The sequence below is a fragment of the Cupriavidus sp. CP313 genome (assembly GCF_054072015.1).
This window is the reverse complement of the sequence record NZ_JBSVZB010000029.1, coordinates 40,848-58,052: the sequence shown is the minus strand read 5'-3', so window position 1 is coordinate 58,052 and position 17,205 is coordinate 40,848. Positions and strand designations below refer to the sequence as shown.

Below are 17,205 nucleotides of genomic sequence, written 5' to 3'. Positions count from 1 at the left end.
GAGAATCCATGAAACGTCGCTGCCTTGCGCGCCTGCGCGCCACTATCCGGGTCACGCCTGTCGCTGCCGTCTGCGCAGCGTTAGGTTCGCCAGCCATTGCCGACGAGGGCGATAGCAAGCGCACCACCGTCGCTGCCCTCAATGAAGTGGTGGTCACCGCCACCCGCACCGCGGAGCGCGCCGACTCGGTCGCCTCCACCATCACCACCCGCGATGCGCGCCAGATCGAGCGCGCCCAGCCCGTCGACGAGACCGGCCTGTTCGCCGACGAGCCCGATATCGACGTGCCGCGCGACCGCCGCCGTTTTGGCGCGGGCAGCATCAATATCCGCGGCATCGAAGACAACCGCGTGCTGCAGATGGTCGACGGGGTGCGGCTGCCTGACTTCTTCAATGGCGGCGGGCCGTCGAATATCTCCAGCGCCACGCGCGATGCGCCTGAGTTCGCGTTCCTCAAGCGCGTGGAAGTGCTGCGCGGTCCGGCCTCCAGCCTGTACGGCTCGGACGCCATCGGCGGCGTGGTGGCGTATGCCACCAAGGACCCGTCCGACCTGATGCAGGGCCGCAAGGTTGGCGGTGAAATCGGCCTGAACTGGAACGGCATCGACAACGGCTTCGGCCAGACCGCAGGCGTGGCGGGCGGCAACGACACCATCCAGGGCCTGTTCATGTACGCGAACCGGAACGCGCATGAAATGAAGAACATGGGCAGCGAGGACTCCAACTCGGTGAATCGAACCAGGCCCAACCCACAGGATGTGCGCACGCAGGCGTGGCTGGGCAAGCTCCTGCTCAACGCCAGTCCCGAGCACAAGTTCAAGTTCACCTACGAGCACCGCGACGGCAATACCGATACCGACATCCTGCGCCTGTCGACGGCGCTGCCGCGCGTGACTTCAGCCAATGGCACCGAAGACCTGAAGCGCGACCGCGTCAGCCTGGACTATGCGTGGAAGCCGGCCAGCGGCGTGCTCGACCAGCTGACCGCGCAGGTCTACTACCAGGAAGCGGATACCAAGACCATCACCAACCAGGTGCGCAGCAACACCAGCACCGGCTGCTCGGCGTCCACGCGCGGCACCAGCCTGTGCAATGTCGAACTCGGCTTCGCCTTCCGCCAGGAACAGACTGGCTTCAATGTGCAGGGCGACAAGTCCTTTGCCACCGGCAGTGTCGGGCACCGGCTGATCGGCGGTGTCGATTTCATGCGCACGCGCACCACGGAATCGCGCGACGGCATCGTGCGCAACCTGACCACCGGCACCACCAGCAAGTCGCTGGCCGGCGACAACTTCCCGATGCACGACTTCCCCACCGGCGAGACGCGCCAGACCGGCCTGTTCGTGCAGGATGAGCTGCGCTTCTTCGATGGCCGCTTCACGCTGACGCCGGGCCTGCGCTACGACCACTACTCGCTTTCGCCCGATGGCGACGACGCGGTCTACAACAAGGCCGCGGGCGGCCCCGCCGTCAGCAAGAGCGATTCGCACGTGTCCCCCAAGCTGTCGGCTCTGTGGCAGGCGACCGACCGCGTCAACCTGTGGGCGCAATACGTCTTCGGCTATCGCGCGCCCAACTACCAGGAGGTCAACGGCAGCTTCCGCAACACCATCCAGGGCTATGGCGCGGCGCCCAATGCCGACCTGAACCCGGAGAAAAGCCGCTCGTTCGAGATCGGTGCGCGCTATACCGACGACAACGTCCAGACCAGCGTGGTGGTGTTCGACAACCGCTATCGCGATTTCATCGAACAAGTGCAGCTCACCTGCCCGTCCGACCCGGCTTGCCTGCCCGGCCTGCGTGCGACCTACCAGTACCGCAACCAGACCAGCGTGCGCATCTACGGTGCCGAGTGGCGCGGCGTGTGGCGCTTCCTGCCGCAATGGCGCGTCGACGGCGCGGTGGCCTATGCGCACGGCAACAACGAGCAGACCGGGCAGCCGCTGAACAGCGTGTCGCCGCTGCGCGCCAGTGCCGGCCTGAGCTGGGAGCGCACGCCGGGCCAGGGAGCAGGCATTCGCTGGCGCGGGGCGCGCCCGGTCACGCGCACCGACGATACTTCATTCACCTACTTCAAGCCCGCCGGCTACGGCGTGGTCGACCTGCAGGCGTGGTGGCGCTTCAACCGCTATGTCAGCCTGGCGCTGTCGGTGAACAACCTGTTCGACAAGAAGTACTGGCTGTGGGGCGATGTGCGCCAGACCGGCGTGGCCGCCACCGAGCCCGGCGTGGACTTCTACACGCAGTCCGGCCGCACCTTCGCCGCCAGTCTGAAGCTGTCGTTCTGAGCCGCAGGAGCTTTGCCATGTCCCCACAAAACACAATGAAAAGCCGCTTCGTGTGGGCGCTGCTATGGCTGCTGATGCTGGCCGGCGTTGCACACGCCGCCGCGCTGCCGCGCATCGCCATCCTGACCAGCTCGCCGGTGCCCGCCGGCAAGTTCGCGCCGTTGCGCGAGATGGCGCAGGCGCAAGGCATGGCGCTGGAGGCGCGCTATCTCGAACGTATGCCGGCGCAGGAGATCGCGCCCTTTATCAACGACGCCGACCTGCTGATCGTCGATGCGCCGCGCGACCATATCGTCACCGCGATGCTGCAGAAGCTGGGCCCGCTGTGGACGCAGGCACGCGTGCCGCGCGTGCTGGTGGCGACCGACCGCTACGAGGCGCACGGCGTTGACGACAAGCTTGCCGCGCAGCTGCATGCGTACTACGTCAACGGCGGCCGTGCCAACTTCAGCGCGATGATGCGCACGCTGGCCGCGCAGCAGTTCCGCCTGCGCGCCGATAGCAGTATCCCGGCACCGGTCGCCTTCCCCAAGGCGGCCTACTATCACCCTAAGCTGGCCAACGTCATCACCACTTCGCCGGACGAAGCGCTGGCCGCGTCGGGCAGCAGCGGCCCGGTGATCGGCATCGCCATCCACCAGGCTTATGTCTCGGGGCTGGACAGCGCCTTTATCGACGACCTGATCCGCCGCCTGGAAGCCCGCCATGCGCGCGTGCTCACCTTCTACGGCCCGGTGATGGATGCCGACGGCATCCTGCGCATGGCCATGCCTGAAGGCAGGCGCCTGGTCGACGTGCTGATCAACGGCCAGATCATGCTGAACCCGCAGGGGCGCAAGGCCGAGTTCGAAAAGCTCGACGTGCCCGTGATGCAGGTCATGCCCTACCGCAAGGGCGATGCGCAGGCGTGGCAGGACGATCCGCACGGCATCAGCCTGACCGATACGCCGTTCTACCTGGTGCAGCCCGAGCTGGCCGGCGTGATCGATCCCATCGTCGCGGCCGCTACCGCGAAGGGCGACGGCGCCATCGTCAGCCTGCCGGCGCAGCTCGACACCGTAGCCGACAAGGCGCTGGCGCTGGCGCGGCTGCGCCACCTGCCCAACGCCGACAAGCGCGTGGCGATCCTGTACTACAACTACCCGGCGGGCGAGAAGAACCTGTCGGCATCGTTCCTGAACCTGCCCAGGAGCCTGGCCAGCACACTCACCGCGCTGCGCGCCGCTGGCTATACGACCGAGGCGGCCGACGAAGCACGGCTGCAACGCGACCTGGGCGCGCTGCTCGCGCCCTTCTACCGCAGCGGCAAGCTGGAGCCGCTGCTCGACGCGGGGCTGGCGGTATGGATGCCGATGTCGCAGTACCGGCGCTGGTACGACGCGCAGCCCGCCGCGTTCCGCGCCTCGGTGGCACAGCGCTGGGGCAACCCCGAGCAATCGGCGATGGCCACCACGCGCAACGGCGAGGCCGGCTTCGTGATCCCGCGCCTGCAGCTCGGCAATGTCGCGCTGATGCCGGTGCCCCCGCGCGGCGAGCGCAATGAATCCGACGAGAAGGCGCTGTACCACTCCACCACCACCCCGCTGAACCACTTCTACATGGCCGCCTACCTGTGGGCACGCGAAGGGCGCGAGGCGCTGGTGCACTACGGCACGCACGGCACGCAGGAATGGACGCCGGGCAAGGAGCGCGGGCTATCCGTCACCGACCAGCCTTACCTGGTGCTGGGCAGCGTGCCGGTGATCTACCCGTATATCGTCGACGACGTGGGCGAGGCGATCCAGGCCAAGCGCCGCGGCCGCGCAGTGATCGTCAGCCACCAGACGCCACCGTTCCGCCCGGCGGGCCTGCATACCGAACTGGTGTCGCTGCACGACCAGCTGCACCAGTTCCCGCAGCAGGATGAAGGCGCGGTGAAGGACACGATCAGGCAGCAGATCCTGGCGCGCAGCGCCACGATGCACCTGTTCCAGGACATGGGCTGGACCGCGGCGCGCGCGCGCACCGATTTCACCGGCTATCTCGATGCGCTGCATATCCACCTGCATGAACTCGGCGGCACGCTGCAGCCCTATGGCCTGCATACCTTCGGCCAGTCGCAGGACGACGGGCTGCGGCTCTACACGACCATGGCGATGCTCGGCAAGGACTGGCTCACGCGCGTGTTCCCGGAAGAGCCGGAGGAGCTGTTCGCGGTCGACTACGCGCAGCTTGCGCAGACCGCGCCCTACGCGATGGTGCGCCGCTACGTCGCCGAAGGCGCGCCGCTGGACGAACTGCGCGATGCGCGCCAGCGCGAAGACATGCAGCGCGCGCGGCAGCTCTATGCCAGCCTTGACGCCGCGCCGGAGAACGCGGGATTGCTGACCGCGCTGGCAGGCCGGCACCTGTTGCCAGGCACCGGCGGCGACCCGGTGCGCAATCCCGACACGCTGCCGACCGGACGCAACCTGTATGGCTTCGATCCCTCCAAGGTGCCCAGCCGCGAAGCGTGGAAGGCCGGCCAGGCCGCGGCCGAGGCCATGATCGCCGACTGGCGCAAGCGCCATGGTCGATACCCCGACAAGCTGGCGTTCTCGCTGTGGAGCGTGGAGACCATGCGCCACCAGGGCATGCTGGAAGCACAGGCCATGGCGGTGCTGGGCGTGCGGCCCAAGTGGGATGATGGCGGCCGAGTCGTTGGCGTGGAAGCGATTCCCGCGGCGGAACTCGGGCGCCCGCGCGTGGACGTGGTGCTGTCCGCCACGGGCCTGTATCGCGATCACTTCCCCAACCTGATGAAGTGGCTGGCCGAGGCGGTGAAGCTGGCCGCCGCGCAGCCGGAGGCCGACAACGTCGTCGCCGCCAACACGCGCGCGGTGCGCGAGCGGCTGGCGAAGCTCAACGTCCCCGCCGACCGGCTCGATGCGCTGGCGGTGACGCGCATCTTCGCCAGCGAGTCGGGCAACTACGGCACCGGCCTCAACGATGCCGCGATGGCCACCGACACCTTCGGCAGCGGCCGCGAGGCCGATGCCAAGCTGGCCAAACTCTACCTTGCCCGCATGCAATACGCCTACGGCCCCGACGAGCAGCACTGGGGCGAGGCGCTGCCGCAGGTCAACCTGTATGCCGAGAACCTGAAGGGCGTGGACGGCGCGCTGCTGGCGCGCAGCTCCAACCTGTACGGCATGCTGACCACCGACGATCCGTTCCAGTACCTCGGCGGCATTGGCCTGGCGGTGCGGCACCTGACCGGCAAGGCGCCCGAGCTGCTGATCTCGAACCTGCGCGATGCCAGCAATGCGCGCACCGAGACCGCGGCGGGCTTCCTGGCCAGCGAGCTGCGCACGCGCTACTTCCATCCGGGCTGGATCGAGGGCATGAAGGCCGAGGGCTACAGCGGCGCGCTGAACGTGCTCGACACCGTCAACAACTTCTGGGGCTGGACCGCGGTCTCGCCCGAGATCGTGCGCGACGACCAGTGGACCGAGTTTGCCGAGGTCTATGTCAACGACAAGCACAAGCTGGGGCTGAACGAGTGGTTCGAGAAGAACGCGCCGCAGCCCCAGGCGCAGGTGATCGAGCGCATGCTGGAAGCCGCGCGCAAGGGCTACTGGAAGGCCGACAGCAAGCTGCTGGAGACACTGGCGCAGCGCTACGAGGATCTCGCGCAGCGCCATGACATCGTCAGCAACAACCGTGCGTTCAACCAGTACCGCAAGCAGCAGGTGCAGGCCGCGGCCGAGGGCTTCGGCATGCAGGCGCCGGCGGCGCCCCGCGCTGCCAAACCTGCCGCGCCTGCAAAGCCCGCTGCAGCCGAACCCGCACCGGTGTCGCCGCCAGCGCCGAACCAGTCCCAACCCCAGCCCGTGCAAGGCATGCAGCTGGTCGAGCGCAATCCGCCCGCGGCCGCCATCGTGCCGGTGCTGTCGTGGCTGGCCGGCGGCATCGCGCTGGCCGCGGCCATCGTCGGCGGCGCCGTCAGCGCGCGACGGCGCCAGGCGGCTGCCGGCGGCAGCTGGATACCGGGATCGCGTTGAGCCCCTTGCAGAAGCATCCATCGAATTCCTGAAAACGAGACACCATGACCCCTACCCTGCTTGAAACCCTGATGTACGACGTCGGCCAGCTGTTCCTGATCCCGACGCTGGCGCTGATCGCGCTGCTGTTCCTGTATGCCTTCTGGGCGCTGGGCGAGTTCGCCATGCAGGCCTGGCTGCGCGCGCGCCATCCGATTGAAAGCGGGCGCGGCTACGTACTGGTGACGTGGGCGCGCCGGCACAAGGTTGCAAACACCGACGCGCTTGACGTCGCCGCGCACCGCCTGCTGGAACGCCCGCGCATCGCCACCCGCGTGGCCCCGATGCTGGGGCTGGTGGCCACCATGATCCCGATGGGCCCGGCGCTCAAGGGCCTGTCCGGTGGCAACCTGGCCAATGTGGGCGAGAATCTCACCATTGCCTTCTCCGCGGTGATCCTGGCGCTGATCGCGGCCAGCATCACCTTCTGGGTGGTCAATGTGCGCCGCCGCTGGCTGGCCGAGGAGCTGGTGTGGCTGGGCCAGTCGCGGCCGCAATGGGAGGCCGGGGAATGAAGTTCCTGGAAGAGAGCGAAGCCGACGACCCGATCCTGTCGGTGGTCAACCTGATCGACGTGTTCCTGGTGGTGATCGCCGCCCTGCTGGTGGCGATCGCGCAGAATCCGGCCAACCCGTTCACGCATGACGACGTGACCATCATCACCAACCCGGGCAAGCCCAATATGGAGATCGTGTCGCGCCAGGGCGAGAAGGTGGTGCGCTACCAGGCCAGCGGGCAGGTGGGCTCGGGCGATGGCGTCAAGGCTGGCGTAGCCTATCGGATGAAGGACGGGTCGATGGTGTATGTGCCGGAGCAGCAGGCCGGGCAACAAGCGGGAGCGCAGGCCGCCAACCCCGCCACGACAACGAGATAAGGAAAGGAACCGCGTGATGTCATTCCGTTTGCGCATTGCCGGCATGCTGGCCGCCGCTGTCGCTGTGCTCGCCACCGGCTGCGCGGCCACCCGCCCCGCGCCCGAGGCGGTCAGCGCCGCCTTCGCCGGCAAGTCCTACGTGCTGCTGGGCGAGGTCCACGACAATGCCGCCGCGCAGCAGCAGCGCCTGGCCGCGCTGACGCGCGCCATCGAGCAAGGCTGGCGCCCCGCCATCGCCATGGAGCAGTTCGACCGCGAGCGCCAGGCGGATATCGAGCGCGCCCGCCGCGAGCGCCCGCGCGATGCCGACTACCTGATCGCCCAGGCCGGCGGCGGTGCCTGGCAATGGCCGCTGTACCGGCCGGTGGTGGCGCTGGCGCTGCAGTACGACCTGCCGCTGGTGGCGGCCAACCTGTCGCGCGCCGACGCCGGCAAGATTTTGCGCGGCGGACTGGACAGCCTGTTCCCGGCCGGCGAGCGTCAGCAACTGGGCCTGTCCGGTGCGCTGCCCGACGACCTCGTGGCCGCGCAGACGGCGGTGCTCGACCTAGGCCACTGCGGCAATTTCCCCAAGGCCATGCTGCCCGGAATGCTGGCGGCGCAGGCCGCGCGCGATGCGGTGATGGCGCAGACGCTGCGCCCCTACGCGCAGCGCGGCGCGGTGCTGATCGCCGGCAACGGCCATGTGCGGCGCGACATCGGCGTGCCGCGCTGGCTGGGGGTGGGCGTGGGGCAGGTGGTCAGCGTGGGGTATGTGGAAAACCCGCCGGCCGACGGCGAGTTCGACATGGCCGTGGTGGTGCCGGCGGTGGCGCGCAAGGACCCGTGCCTGCAGGCGAAGCCGGCGGGTTGAGGGGCCTGCACCCGCGCTGTAATGCGCCATCCACGTAAACCCCGACCCTTTCTCCCCCCGATTGACAGCCTTTTGACAGTTTCCGCCGCCTAGAATCCGCCCCATGACCGGTGATTCCGGTCTGACGTTCACCAAAAGTCCAAGAACAGTCCCGGCCACACCTCGCCGCGCCGGACAGGAGACAAGCACCGGCACTGCGCCTTTCGCGCAGTCCCCCCCGGCTATCTTCCCGTCCCCCGCAACGCAGTGGCAGCCGGAACGCCCGGGTCGGATCGCGGCTGCCAGCAGGCTGGCATGGCGCATCCCCGGTACAACCAGGAGACCGCTATGCGCCGTACCTATTCCCGCCTGGCCCATGCCGTGATGGCATCGGCCGCCGTTGCCGCCACCTTTGCCGCCGCGCCGGCCTTTGCGCTGGACAGCGTCAAGGTCATGATCGGCGCCAACCCGGGCGGCGGCTTTGACCAGACCGGCCGCTCGCTGGGCGCCGCGATGATTTCCGCGGGCCAGGCCAAGACCGCCTCGTACGACAACAAGGGCGGCGCCGGCGGCACCATCGCGCTGACGCAGTTCGTCAATACCGACAAGGGCAACCCCAATGCGCTGATGGTGGTGGGCGCGGTGATGGTGGGCGCGATCGAGACCAACAAGCCGCCGGTCACGCTGAAGAACGCCACCCCGATCGCGCGCCTGTTCGCCGACACCATGGTCATCACCGTGCCGGCCAGCTCGCCGATCAAGTCGATCAAGGACCTGACCACGCAGCTCAAGGCCAACCCGGGCAGCGTCAGCTGGGGCGGCGGCTCCAAGGGTTCGATCGACCACATCCTGGCTGGCCTGATCGCCAAGGAATCGGGCGTCGATCCCAAGAAGATCAACTACGTGCCCTTCCAGGGCGGCGGCGAAGCCTCGGCCTCGATCATGGGTGGCCACGTGACGGTGGGCATTGCCGGCGTGTCGGAATTCCTGCCCTTTATCAAGAGCGGCAAGATGCGCGCGCTGGCGGTGACCTCCAAGGACCGCACCGCCGATATCCCGACGCTCAAGGAGCAAGGCGTGAACGTCGAGATCTACAATTGGCGCGGCGTGTACGGCGCGCCCGGCATCAGCGCCGAGCAGCGCAAGGCCATGATCGATGCGGTGGTCAAGGCCACCGAGAGCCAGACCTGGAAGGACACGCTGCAGAAGAATGACTGGACCCCGTTCCTGCTGACCGGCGACGAGTTCGGCAAGTTCGTCGACAGCGAATCGGCCCGCCTGGGCGGCTCGCTGCGTGAACTGGGCGTGGCCAAGTAAGAACTGCCCGCAGCACCGCTTCAACCTGCTTTACCTGTCGTGCCTGCCAACCCCGCCGGTGAACCCGGCGGTGGGAAAACGGCGCAGGGCCCGGTGTCCACCTGCCGCTGATTACAGTGGTTCGCAGACAAATAACCATATGTCGCCGGGCCCTGCCGCCGCGCGGGCAGAACCAGCCAGCGTCGCGGACGCCAGCACCCATGCTGGCGACAAAGGCCAAGGAGTCTCCATGAAACCCTCGCACTTCGCCATCGGCATCGCCGTGCTGGCGCTCTCGCTGTTCTTCTTCCTCGGGCTGTCCGGCATTTCCGGCGAAGAGGGTTATGCCGGCCTGTCGCCGCGTTTCGTGCCCACGCTGGTGGCCGTCGGCCTGGCCGTGTGCGGCGCGCTGCTGACCTGGCAGGGCGTGCGCGGCGGTTTCCGCAACATGCCGGAAGAAGATGCGGAGCTGCCCGATGCGCCGCACAACTTCGGCGGCTTCCTGTGGGTGGCCGCGGGCCTGGTGCTGAACATGGCGCTGATCGGCACGCTTGGCTTCGTGTTCGCTTCCACGCTCCTGATGGTGTGCGTGGCGCGTGGCTACGGCAGCCGCCGTATCGTGCGCGACGCGCTGATCGGCCTGTGCATCACGGTGCCGATGTGGGCGCTGTTTGAATTCCTGCTCGGCATCAACCTGCCGCTGCTGCCCATCGCCGGCTTCTGAGCCCGCCCGCCCGACCAGCAAGGAGTCTTCGAATGGATACCCTGAACCTGCTGATGCACGGCTTTGCCGTGGCCATCACGCCAATCAACCTGATGTGGGCCCTGGTGGGCTGCTTCCTCGGCACCGCCATCGGCGTGCTGCCGGGCATCGGCCCCGCGCTGACGGTGGCGATGCTGCTGCCGCTGACCGCCAAGGTGGAACCGACCGCGGCGCTGATCATGTTCGCCGGCATCTACTACGGCGCGATGTACGGCGGCTCGACCACCTCGATCCTGATGAACACCCCGGGCGAGTCCTCCACCATGGTCACGGCCATGGAAGGCAACCTGATGGCCAAGAACGGGCGCGCGGGCCCGGCGCTGGCCACCGCGGCGATCGGCTCGTTCGTGGCGGGCACCATCGCCACCGTGCTGCTGTCGATGTTCGCGCCGGTGGCGGCCGACGTGGCGCTGCAGTTCGGCCCGGGCGAGTACTTCATGATCATGCTGCTGGCCTTCACCACGGTCTCCGCCGTGCTGGGCTCGTCGCTGCTGCGCGGCATGACCGCATTGTTCCTGGGCCTGGGCATCGGCCTGATCGGCATGGATTCGCTGTCGGGCCAGACCCGCTATTCGATGAACGTGCAGGAGCTGTACGACGGCATCGACATCGTGGTGGTGGCGGTGGGCCTGTTCGCCGTGGGCGAGGCGCTGTTCAACGCGTTCTTCCCGCAGCCGGCGGGCACGTTCAACAAGCTCAGCTCGGTCCACATGAACAAGTCGGACTGGAAGCGCTCGGTCCCGGCGTGGATCCGCGGCACCATCATCGGCTTCCCGTTCGGGCTGATCCCTGCCGGCGGCGCCGAGATCCCGACCTTCCTGTCGTATGCCACCGAGAAGAAGCTGTCGGACCACAAGGAAGAGTTCGGCAAGGTCGGCGCGATCGAAGGCGTGGCCGGCCCCGAAGCGGCCAACAATGCTGCCGTCACGGCGACGCTGGCCCCGCTGCTGACGCTGGGCATCCCGACCTCGAACACCACCGCGATCCTGCTGGCCGCGTTCCAGAACTACAACCTGCAGCCGGGCCCGATGCTGTTCCAGACCTCGGGCGACCTGGTGTGGGGCCTGCTGGCGTCGCTGTATATCGGCAACGTCATGCTGCTGGTGCTGAACCTGCCGGCGATCGGGCTGTGGGTGCGCATGCTGCGCGTGCCCACGCCGCTGCTGTACGGCGGCATCCTGATCTTCGCGGGCCTGGGCGCCTACGGCATCCGCCAGTCGTGGTTCGACCTGCTGCTGCTGTTCGTGGTCGGCCTGCTGGGCATGGTGATGCGCCGCTTCGACTTCCCCACCGCGCCGGTGATCGTCGGCATGATCCTGGGGCCGATGGCCGAGAAGCAGCTGCGCAATGCGCTGTCGATCGGCCAGGGCGACTGGACCCTGTTCCTGCGCCAGCCGATCTCGGCCACCATCCTGGCGCTGACCGTGGCGGTGGTGGTGATCCCGCGCCTGTTGCGCTGGCACGCGACCCGCACCTCGGCGCACGCGCAGGCCGACAACGCGGCCTGATGCACGCGATCTTGCGGTAAGCTTTGCGAGGCCCGCACGCCAACGGCGTGCGGGCCTCTTGTCTTTCGTCTCACGCCTTCCAGAACAACAAAGCGCCGGCGCTTCCGCGCCAGGCCGCTGAACCATGCGTCTCTTCTCCAACCCCTGGCTATCCGCGCTGCCGACGCTGGCACTCGGGCTGGCCGCCGCCCTGCTCTGCACCGCGCTGCATACCCCGCTGCCGTGGATGATCGGCCCGTTGCTGTCCGTGGCCGCCGCGCGCATGGCCGGGGCCGACCTGCGGGCGCCGTCGCAGGCCCGCAATGCGGGCCAGTGGGTGATTGGCGCGTCGCTCGGGCTCTACTTCACGCCGGACGTGGTGGCGCGGCTGGTGGAGTACCTGCCCTACATCATTGCCGGCTCGCTGTTCGCGCTGGTGCTGGGCGCGGGCGGCGCCATCCTGCTGCGGCGGACCACCGGCGTGGCCTTCAAGACCGCGTTCTTCTCCACCGCCATCGGCGGCGCCTCGGAGATGGCCAACCTGGCAGAGCGCAACGGCGCGCGCATCGACCAGGTGGCGGCCGCGCATTCGCTGCGGGTGCTGATGGTGGTGGTGACCGTGCCGGCCATCTTCCAGTACGGCGGCATCCACGGACTCGACCCCTATATCCCCGGCCCGCGCCTGGTCAGCGCGCCGGGGCTGCTGGCGCTGGTCGCCATCACGCTCGGCGTGGCGCTGCTGGTGAAGCGGCTGAACATGCCCAACCCGTTCGTGATCGGCACGCTGCTGGCCGCGGCGGTGCTGACCGCGTCCGGGATCGAACTGTCGGCCATCCCCACCTGGATGAGCCGTGCCGGCCAGCTGCTGATCGGGGTCTCGCTGGGGGTGCGCTTCTCGCGCGAGTTCCTGCATACCGCGCCGCGCTTCCTGTCGGGCGTGGCGCTCTACACGGTGCTGGCGCTGGTGGTATCGGCGCTGCTGGGCTGGGGCCTGTCGGCGCTGTCGGGCGCGCACCCGGCCACGGTGATCCTGGGCACCACGCCGGGCGGCATTGCCGAGATGTGCATCACCGCCAAGGTGCTGGAGGTGGGGGTGCCGCTGGTGACCGCGTTCCACGTGATCCGGATGGCCTTCGTGGTGCTGGCCACCGGCCCCCTGTATCATTGCCTCAAACATCGCGTCGCGCCGGAGGAGACAGAGTAGCGGTCCGCCACAGGACGGCTACGGTGCGGCCAGCTAGAATCAGGAGCGCCATGTCAGAAGCCGCACCGCAATTCAGCCTCACCGATATCGACGCCACGCTGGAGCGCGTGCTGGCGCCATGGGTGCGCCAGCTCGGCCTGCGTGCCGAAGCCGTCGATGCCCAGGGCGTCACGCTGCGCCTGCCGTTCAGCGAATCGTTCCGCCATGCGGGCGGCGTGGTCTGCGGCCAGGTGCTGATGTCTGCCGCCGATACCGCCATGATCGTCGCCGTGGCCAGCGCAATAGGCGCCTTCCGCCCGATGACCACGGTTACGCTCACCACCAGCTTCATGCGCCCGGTGATCGACGGCGACGTGCTGGTGCGCGCCAACGTGCTGCGCCTGGGCAAGACCGTGGTGTTCGGCGAGATCGAGCTGACCGGCACCGACGGCAAGCTGGCGGTGCAGGCCACCACCACCTACGCCCTGCTCTGATCCCCGCGCAACGCCAGCGTCCATGACTTCCGGCCACGCCAATCCCTTCGACCAGATCGTCTTTGCCGGCGGCGGCAACCGCTGCTGGTGGCAGGCGGGCTGGTGGGACACGGTCGCACCGGAACTGCAGCTGCGCCCGCGCGTGATCGCCGCGATCTCGGCCGGCGCGGCGACGGCGTGCATGGTCTATGCGCACGACTCGCACCAGACCATGGACTACTACCGCGAGGTGCTGTCCAACAACCGCCGCAATGCCTACTGGGGCAACCTGCTGCGCAATGAGCGCGTGTTCCCGCATTACGGCATCTACCGCACCGCGCTGCTGACGATCTTCGCCGACGGGCGCCTCTCGCACCTGCAGCAGGCGCCGGAGATCCGCATCGGCGTGGCCCATATCCCGCGTTGGACCGGCCCGCGCCTGGCGGTGGCCGCGGGGCTGCTGGCGTACAACATCGACAAGCATGTGCTCAAGACGCTGCACCCGCGGCTGGGGCGCAAGCTGGGCTTCCGGCCGGAGTTCGTGCGCGCGCAGGACTGCGCCTCGCCCGAGCAGCTGGCCGACCTGCTGCTGCAGTCGGCCTCCACGCCGCCGTTCACGCCGGTGCTGCGCCGCGGCGGCCGCCCGGTGCTGGACGGCGGGCTGGTCGACAACGTGCCCGTGGACGCGCTCGATGCCACGCCGGGCAATGTGCTGGTGCTGGTGACGAGGCTGTACCCGCGCCCGCGCCGTTTCGTGCTTGAGCAAGGCGGCCAGCGCCGCCTGTACCTGCAGCCCTCGCAGCGCGTGCCGATCTCGAGCTGGGACTACACCCGGCCCGATGCCATGACGCACGCCTACGAGCTGGGCCGCCGCGACGGGGAAACTTTCCTGCGCGAGTGGCCGTCGATCCTGAATACCGAACTGCGGCCCGCTGCCTAGTGTTTCGTTTGCTGGCGCTGGCCTGATTGTTGTCGATGCGGCCCGCGTGCCGCGACAGGAGGCATGGATGACTAAGCGCCAGACAACCCCCGCCGGGGCCAAGGAACCGCGGCGCGCCCGCGAGGTCAGCGCGGCGCCGCCGGTGGAGCAGGTGCCGCGCGTGCGCAACGGCCGCACGCGGCGCAACGACAAGGTGCGCCAGGCAGACCTGGTGGTGATCGGCGGCGGCTCGGGCGGCGTGGCCTGCGCGCGGCGCGCCGCCGCGCACGGCGCACGCGTGATCCTGGTCGAGCGCGATGCCATCGGCGGCACCTGCGTCAACCGCGGCTGCGTGCCCAAGAAGATGCTGTCGTACGGCGCCACCTGGTCGGCCATCCTGTCGGGCTGCCTGTCGCACACCGGCGGGCATGAGGACTGGCGCGACGCCATCGTGCGCGTCAACGCCGAAGTCGCGCGGCTGAACACGGGCTACACCCAGCGCCTGCACGAATCCGGCGTGGAAATACTGCGCGGCGACGCACTGGTCACCGGCCCAGACGAAGTGCGCGTCGGCGACGAGACCATCCATGCGCGCCGCATCCTGATTGCCACCGGCGCGCGCCCGCGCGCGCTCGACGTGCCCGGCGGCGGCCTCGCCGCCAGCTCCGACGATGTCTTCACCTGGCAGAGCCTGCCGGGTTCGATCGCGGTGATCGGCGGCGGCTACATCGGCGTGGAGCAGGCCTCGATCCTGTCGCGCTACGGCGTCAAGGTAGACCTGATCGTTGCCGGCGACCGGCTGCTGCCCCACTTCGACCACGACATCTCGAGGTCACTGGCCGATGCACTGACCGCGCGCGGCGTGCGCCTGCACCTGAACGCCAGGGTGCACCTGCTGAGCCAGGCCAACGGCGCGGTGGAACTCTGCTACCGCCCCACCGACCGTCCCGGCCAGACCGAGGCCGTGCGCGCGCAGGCCGCGCTGGCGGCGATCGGGCGCATTTCCAACGTGCAGGGCTTCGGGCTCGAGGCGGTTGGCGTGGACTTTGGCGACAAGGGCGGCATCCGCGTGGACCGCCAGTTCCGCAGCAACGTGCGCGGCATCTACGCGCTGGGCGACGCCATCGACGGCCTGCACCTGACACCGGTGGCCACCGCGCAGGGCCGCTGGCTGGCCGACCGCCTGTACGGCCGGCGCGGCGAACGCGCCGATTTCGACTTCGTGCCCACCGCGGTGTTCTGCGAGCCTGCCATCGGCGCCGTGGGCCTGACCGAGGCCCAGGCAATCGCAGCCGCCGGCAAGCCCGAACGCATCCGCACCGTGGTCAAGCGCTTTGTTTCGCTGGAAAACCGCTTTGCACGCACACCCCACCAGTCGATGTTCAAGCTGGTGCTGAACGCGCGCAGCGGGCGCGTGCTGGGTGCGCACCTGATGGACGACGCCGCGCCCGAGATCGTGCAGACGCTGGCGGTGGCGCTGCGGCTGGGCGTGCGCGAATCGCACCTGCAGACCACGGTGCAGCTGCATCCGACGGTGGCGGAGGAGTTGTTTGGCTAGGAGTTATTCGCCGATGGGCAGCTTCAGCACCGCGCGCACGCCGGTGCCCTGCAACCCGTCGCCAAGCTCCACCGTGCCGCCAAACCGCGCCGCCATCTCGCGCGAGATGGCCAGCCCCAGCCCGGAGCCCGGCTCCGCATTGCCCACACGCCGGTAGAAGCGCGCGAAGACTTTTTCGCGCTCTTCGGCGGGGATGCCCGGCCCATCGTCTTCCACCACCAGGCAGGCGGTCTGGTCGGCGCGCGTGGCCGACAGCGTGATGCGGCTGCCGCGCGGCGAGTACTGGATGGCGTTGTGGACCAGGTTGGCCAGCGCCTCGCGCAGCAGCGCGGGGTCGGCGCGCACCGGCAGCTTCAGCCCCGGCACCGGCTCCCAGCCGAAGTCCTGCTGCTTGCCGCGCGCCAGCGGCAGGTAGTCCAGCGCCACCTGCTCGGCCACGGTGACGGCGTCGATGATGTCGATGCCATCGGCTTCCTGCGTGGTTTCGCCGGAGTGCTGGCGTACCCGCGCCAGCGCCAGCAGCTGGTTGGTCAGGCGCGCGGCCTGCTCCAGCTGGGTGACGATGCCGCCCACGGCTTCGCCGGCGGCCTGGCGCGCGGCCTCGGGGTCGGGCGCGCGCAGCTGGCGCTGGGCGTATTCGGCCTGGGTCTTCAGGATGGCCAGCGGCGTGCGCAGCTGGTGCGCGGCGTCGGCGATGAACTGGGCCTGCGACTGCGCCATCGCGGCCGAGCGCGACACGTGCAGGTTGACCGCGTCGACCAGCGGGCGCACCTCGGCGGGCACGCGCTCGAACGTGAGCGGTGCCAGGTCGTCCGGCGAACGCGCTTCCACATCGTCGCGCACGCGCGCCAGCGGGCGCAGCACGTAGGTGACGCCGCCCACCAGGATGCCGGCGCTCAGCAGGATCAGCAGCAGGTCGCGCGCCAGCGCGCTGCGCCAGACCGTGCCGATCAGCGCGGTGCGCGGCTCGGCGGTCTCGGCCACCTGGATGATCACGCGCATGTGCGCGTCGGGCCGGTACACCGGCCGCGCCATGGCGGCGATGCGCACGGCCTCGCCCCGGTATTCGGCGTCGTAGAAGCGCGGCTGGTTGTTGACGAGGTTGGCGGCCGGCAGCGGCAGGTCGTCGTAGCCGGTGACGGTCTCGACCTGGCCGGCGCGCTCGGTCGACACGCGGTAGAACACATGGGTCTGCGCCGCGGTCTCGAACATCTCCATGGCGGCGTCGGGCAGGGTCAGCTGGACGCTGTCTCCGGCCATGCCGATGGCATTGTCGATGGCGCGGATCGAGCCATAGAGCGACCGGTCATAAGCCGTGTTGGCGGCGTCGCGCAGGGTGCCGTAGGTCAGCCAGGTATCGATCGCCATCATCGCTGCCAGCGCCGGCACCAGCAGCAACAGCAGTTGCCGGCGCAGGCTGCCGCGGCGCCACAGCAGCACGGGGTGGCGCGGCCACATCCGCAAGCGCATG

General features: G+C 69.0%; 13 protein-coding genes. 12 read left to right on the top strand and 1 reads right to left on the bottom strand.

Going from position 1 to position 17,205, the window contains the following annotated elements:
- Positions 1 to 8: 8 nt before the first annotated feature.
- The 12 genes from ACW4E8_RS30905 to ACW4E8_RS30850 all read left to right on the top strand — a co-directional run bounded on the left by ACW4E8_RS30905 (position 9) and on the right by ACW4E8_RS30850 (position 15,734).
- Positions 9 to 2,288 (top strand): TonB-dependent hemoglobin/transferrin/lactoferrin family receptor, encoded by a 2,280-nt coding sequence (locus ACW4E8_RS30905; RefSeq protein WP_456807998.1) that lies wholly within the window; start codon positions 9 to 11, stop codon positions 2,286 to 2,288.
- Positions 2,289 to 2,305: 17 nt separating this feature from the next.
- A complete protein-coding gene (cobN, locus tag ACW4E8_RS30900; protein ID WP_456807997.1) occupies positions 2,306 to 6,310 on the top strand; it encodes a cobaltochelatase subunit CobN in 4,005 nt (1,334 codons plus the stop codon).
- A 44-nt stretch (positions 6,311 to 6,354) separates the two neighbouring features.
- Positions 6,355 to 6,864: a MotA/TolQ/ExbB proton channel family protein gene (locus ACW4E8_RS30895; protein WP_456807996.1), complete on the top strand. Its 510-nt coding sequence runs from the start codon at positions 6,355 to 6,357 to the stop codon at positions 6,862 to 6,864.
- The gene (locus ACW4E8_RS30890; RefSeq protein ID WP_456807995.1) at positions 6,861 to 7,223 is read left to right on the top strand and encodes a DUF2149 domain-containing protein; all 363 of its coding nucleotides are present in this window, start codon (positions 6,861 to 6,863) and stop codon (positions 7,221 to 7,223) included. Before ACW4E8_RS30895 ends, ACW4E8_RS30890 begins: the two co-directional genes overlap by 4 nt.
- Before the next feature lie 16 nt (positions 7,224 to 7,239).
- Positions 7,240 to 8,076, top strand: a complete 837-nt coding sequence (locus ACW4E8_RS30885; protein ID WP_456807994.1) for a ChaN family lipoprotein — start codon at positions 7,240 to 7,242, stop codon at positions 8,074 to 8,076.
- A 327-nt stretch (positions 8,077 to 8,403) separates the two neighbouring features.
- The gene (locus ACW4E8_RS30880) at positions 8,404 to 9,372 is read left to right on the top strand and encodes a Bug family tripartite tricarboxylate transporter substrate binding protein (protein ID WP_456807993.1); all 969 of its coding nucleotides are present in this window, start codon (positions 8,404 to 8,406) and stop codon (positions 9,370 to 9,372) included.
- Between the two features lie 229 nt (positions 9,373 to 9,601).
- Entirely contained in the window at positions 9,602 to 10,075 is a 474-nt protein-coding gene (locus ACW4E8_RS30875) for a tripartite tricarboxylate transporter TctB family protein (RefSeq protein WP_456807992.1), read from the top strand.
- A 32-nt stretch (positions 10,076 to 10,107) separates the two neighbouring features.
- Complete coding sequence (locus ACW4E8_RS30870) at positions 10,108 to 11,622, top strand: tripartite tricarboxylate transporter permease (RefSeq protein ID WP_456807991.1); 1,515 nt, start codon at positions 10,108 to 10,110, stop codon at positions 11,620 to 11,622.
- Positions 11,623 to 11,746: 124 nt separating this feature from the next.
- Positions 11,747 to 12,805 (top strand): AbrB family transcriptional regulator, encoded by a 1,059-nt coding sequence (locus tag ACW4E8_RS30865; RefSeq protein WP_456807990.1) that lies wholly within the window; start codon positions 11,747 to 11,749, stop codon positions 12,803 to 12,805.
- A 50-nt stretch (positions 12,806 to 12,855) separates the two neighbouring features.
- Entirely contained in the window at positions 12,856 to 13,278 is a 423-nt protein-coding gene (locus ACW4E8_RS30860) for a PaaI family thioesterase (protein WP_456807989.1), read from the top strand.
- Between the two features lie 22 nt (positions 13,279 to 13,300).
- Entirely contained in the window at positions 13,301 to 14,197 is an 897-nt protein-coding gene (locus ACW4E8_RS30855; protein WP_456807988.1) for a patatin-like phospholipase family protein, read from the top strand.
- Between the two features lie 67 nt (positions 14,198 to 14,264).
- Positions 14,265 to 15,734 (top strand): dihydrolipoyl dehydrogenase family protein, encoded by a 1,470-nt coding sequence (locus tag ACW4E8_RS30850; RefSeq protein WP_456807987.1) that lies wholly within the window; start codon positions 14,265 to 14,267, stop codon positions 15,732 to 15,734.
- Positions 15,735 to 15,737: 3 nt separating this feature from the next.
- On the opposite strand, the gene ACW4E8_RS30845 is transcribed toward ACW4E8_RS30850, so the two are convergent.
- Positions 15,738 to 17,192: a sensor histidine kinase gene (locus tag ACW4E8_RS30845; protein WP_456807986.1), complete on the bottom strand. Its 1,455-nt coding sequence runs from the start codon at positions 17,190 to 17,192 to the stop codon at positions 15,738 to 15,740.
- Between the last annotated feature and the right edge of the window lie 13 nt (positions 17,193 to 17,205).

What these genes read in the sequence shown, in the direction of transcription:
- ACW4E8_RS30880 (WP_456807993.1), top strand. Translation starts at nt 8,404, where the DNA reads ATGCGCCGTACCTATTCCCGCCTGGCCCATGCCGTGATGGCATCGGCC.
- ACW4E8_RS30860 (WP_456807989.1), top strand. Translation starts at nt 12,856, where the DNA reads ATGTCAGAAGCCGCACCGCAATTCAGCCTCACCGATATCGACGCCACG.
- ACW4E8_RS30870 (WP_456807991.1), top strand. Translation starts at nt 10,108, where the DNA reads ATGGATACCCTGAACCTGCTGATGCACGGCTTTGCCGTGGCCATCACG.
- ACW4E8_RS30855 (WP_456807988.1), top strand. Translation starts at nt 13,301, where the DNA reads ATGACTTCCGGCCACGCCAATCCCTTCGACCAGATCGTCTTTGCCGGC.
- ACW4E8_RS30875 (WP_456807992.1), top strand. Translation starts at nt 9,602, where the DNA reads ATGAAACCCTCGCACTTCGCCATCGGCATCGCCGTGCTGGCGCTCTCG.
- ACW4E8_RS30865 (WP_456807990.1), top strand. Translation starts at nt 11,747, where the DNA reads ATGCGTCTCTTCTCCAACCCCTGGCTATCCGCGCTGCCGACGCTGGCA.
- ACW4E8_RS30895 (WP_456807996.1), top strand. Translation starts at nt 6,355, where the DNA reads ATGACCCCTACCCTGCTTGAAACCCTGATGTACGACGTCGGCCAGCTG.
- cobN (WP_456807997.1), top strand. Translation starts at nt 2,306, where the DNA reads ATGTCCCCACAAAACACAATGAAAAGCCGCTTCGTGTGGGCGCTGCTA.
- ACW4E8_RS30885 (WP_456807994.1), top strand. Translation starts at nt 7,240, where the DNA reads ATGTCATTCCGTTTGCGCATTGCCGGCATGCTGGCCGCCGCTGTCGCT.
- ACW4E8_RS30890 (WP_456807995.1), top strand. Translation starts at nt 6,861, where the DNA reads ATGAAGTTCCTGGAAGAGAGCGAAGCCGACGACCCGATCCTGTCGGTG.
- ACW4E8_RS30850 (WP_456807987.1), top strand. Translation starts at nt 14,265, where the DNA reads ATGACTAAGCGCCAGACAACCCCCGCCGGGGCCAAGGAACCGCGGCGC.
- ACW4E8_RS30905 (WP_456807998.1), top strand. Translation starts at nt 9, where the DNA reads ATGAAACGTCGCTGCCTTGCGCGCCTGCGCGCCACTATCCGGGTCACG.
- ACW4E8_RS30845 (WP_456807986.1), bottom strand. Translation starts at nt 17,192, where the DNA reads ATGTGGCCGCGCCACCCCGTGCTGCTGTGGCGCCGCGGCAGCCTGCGC.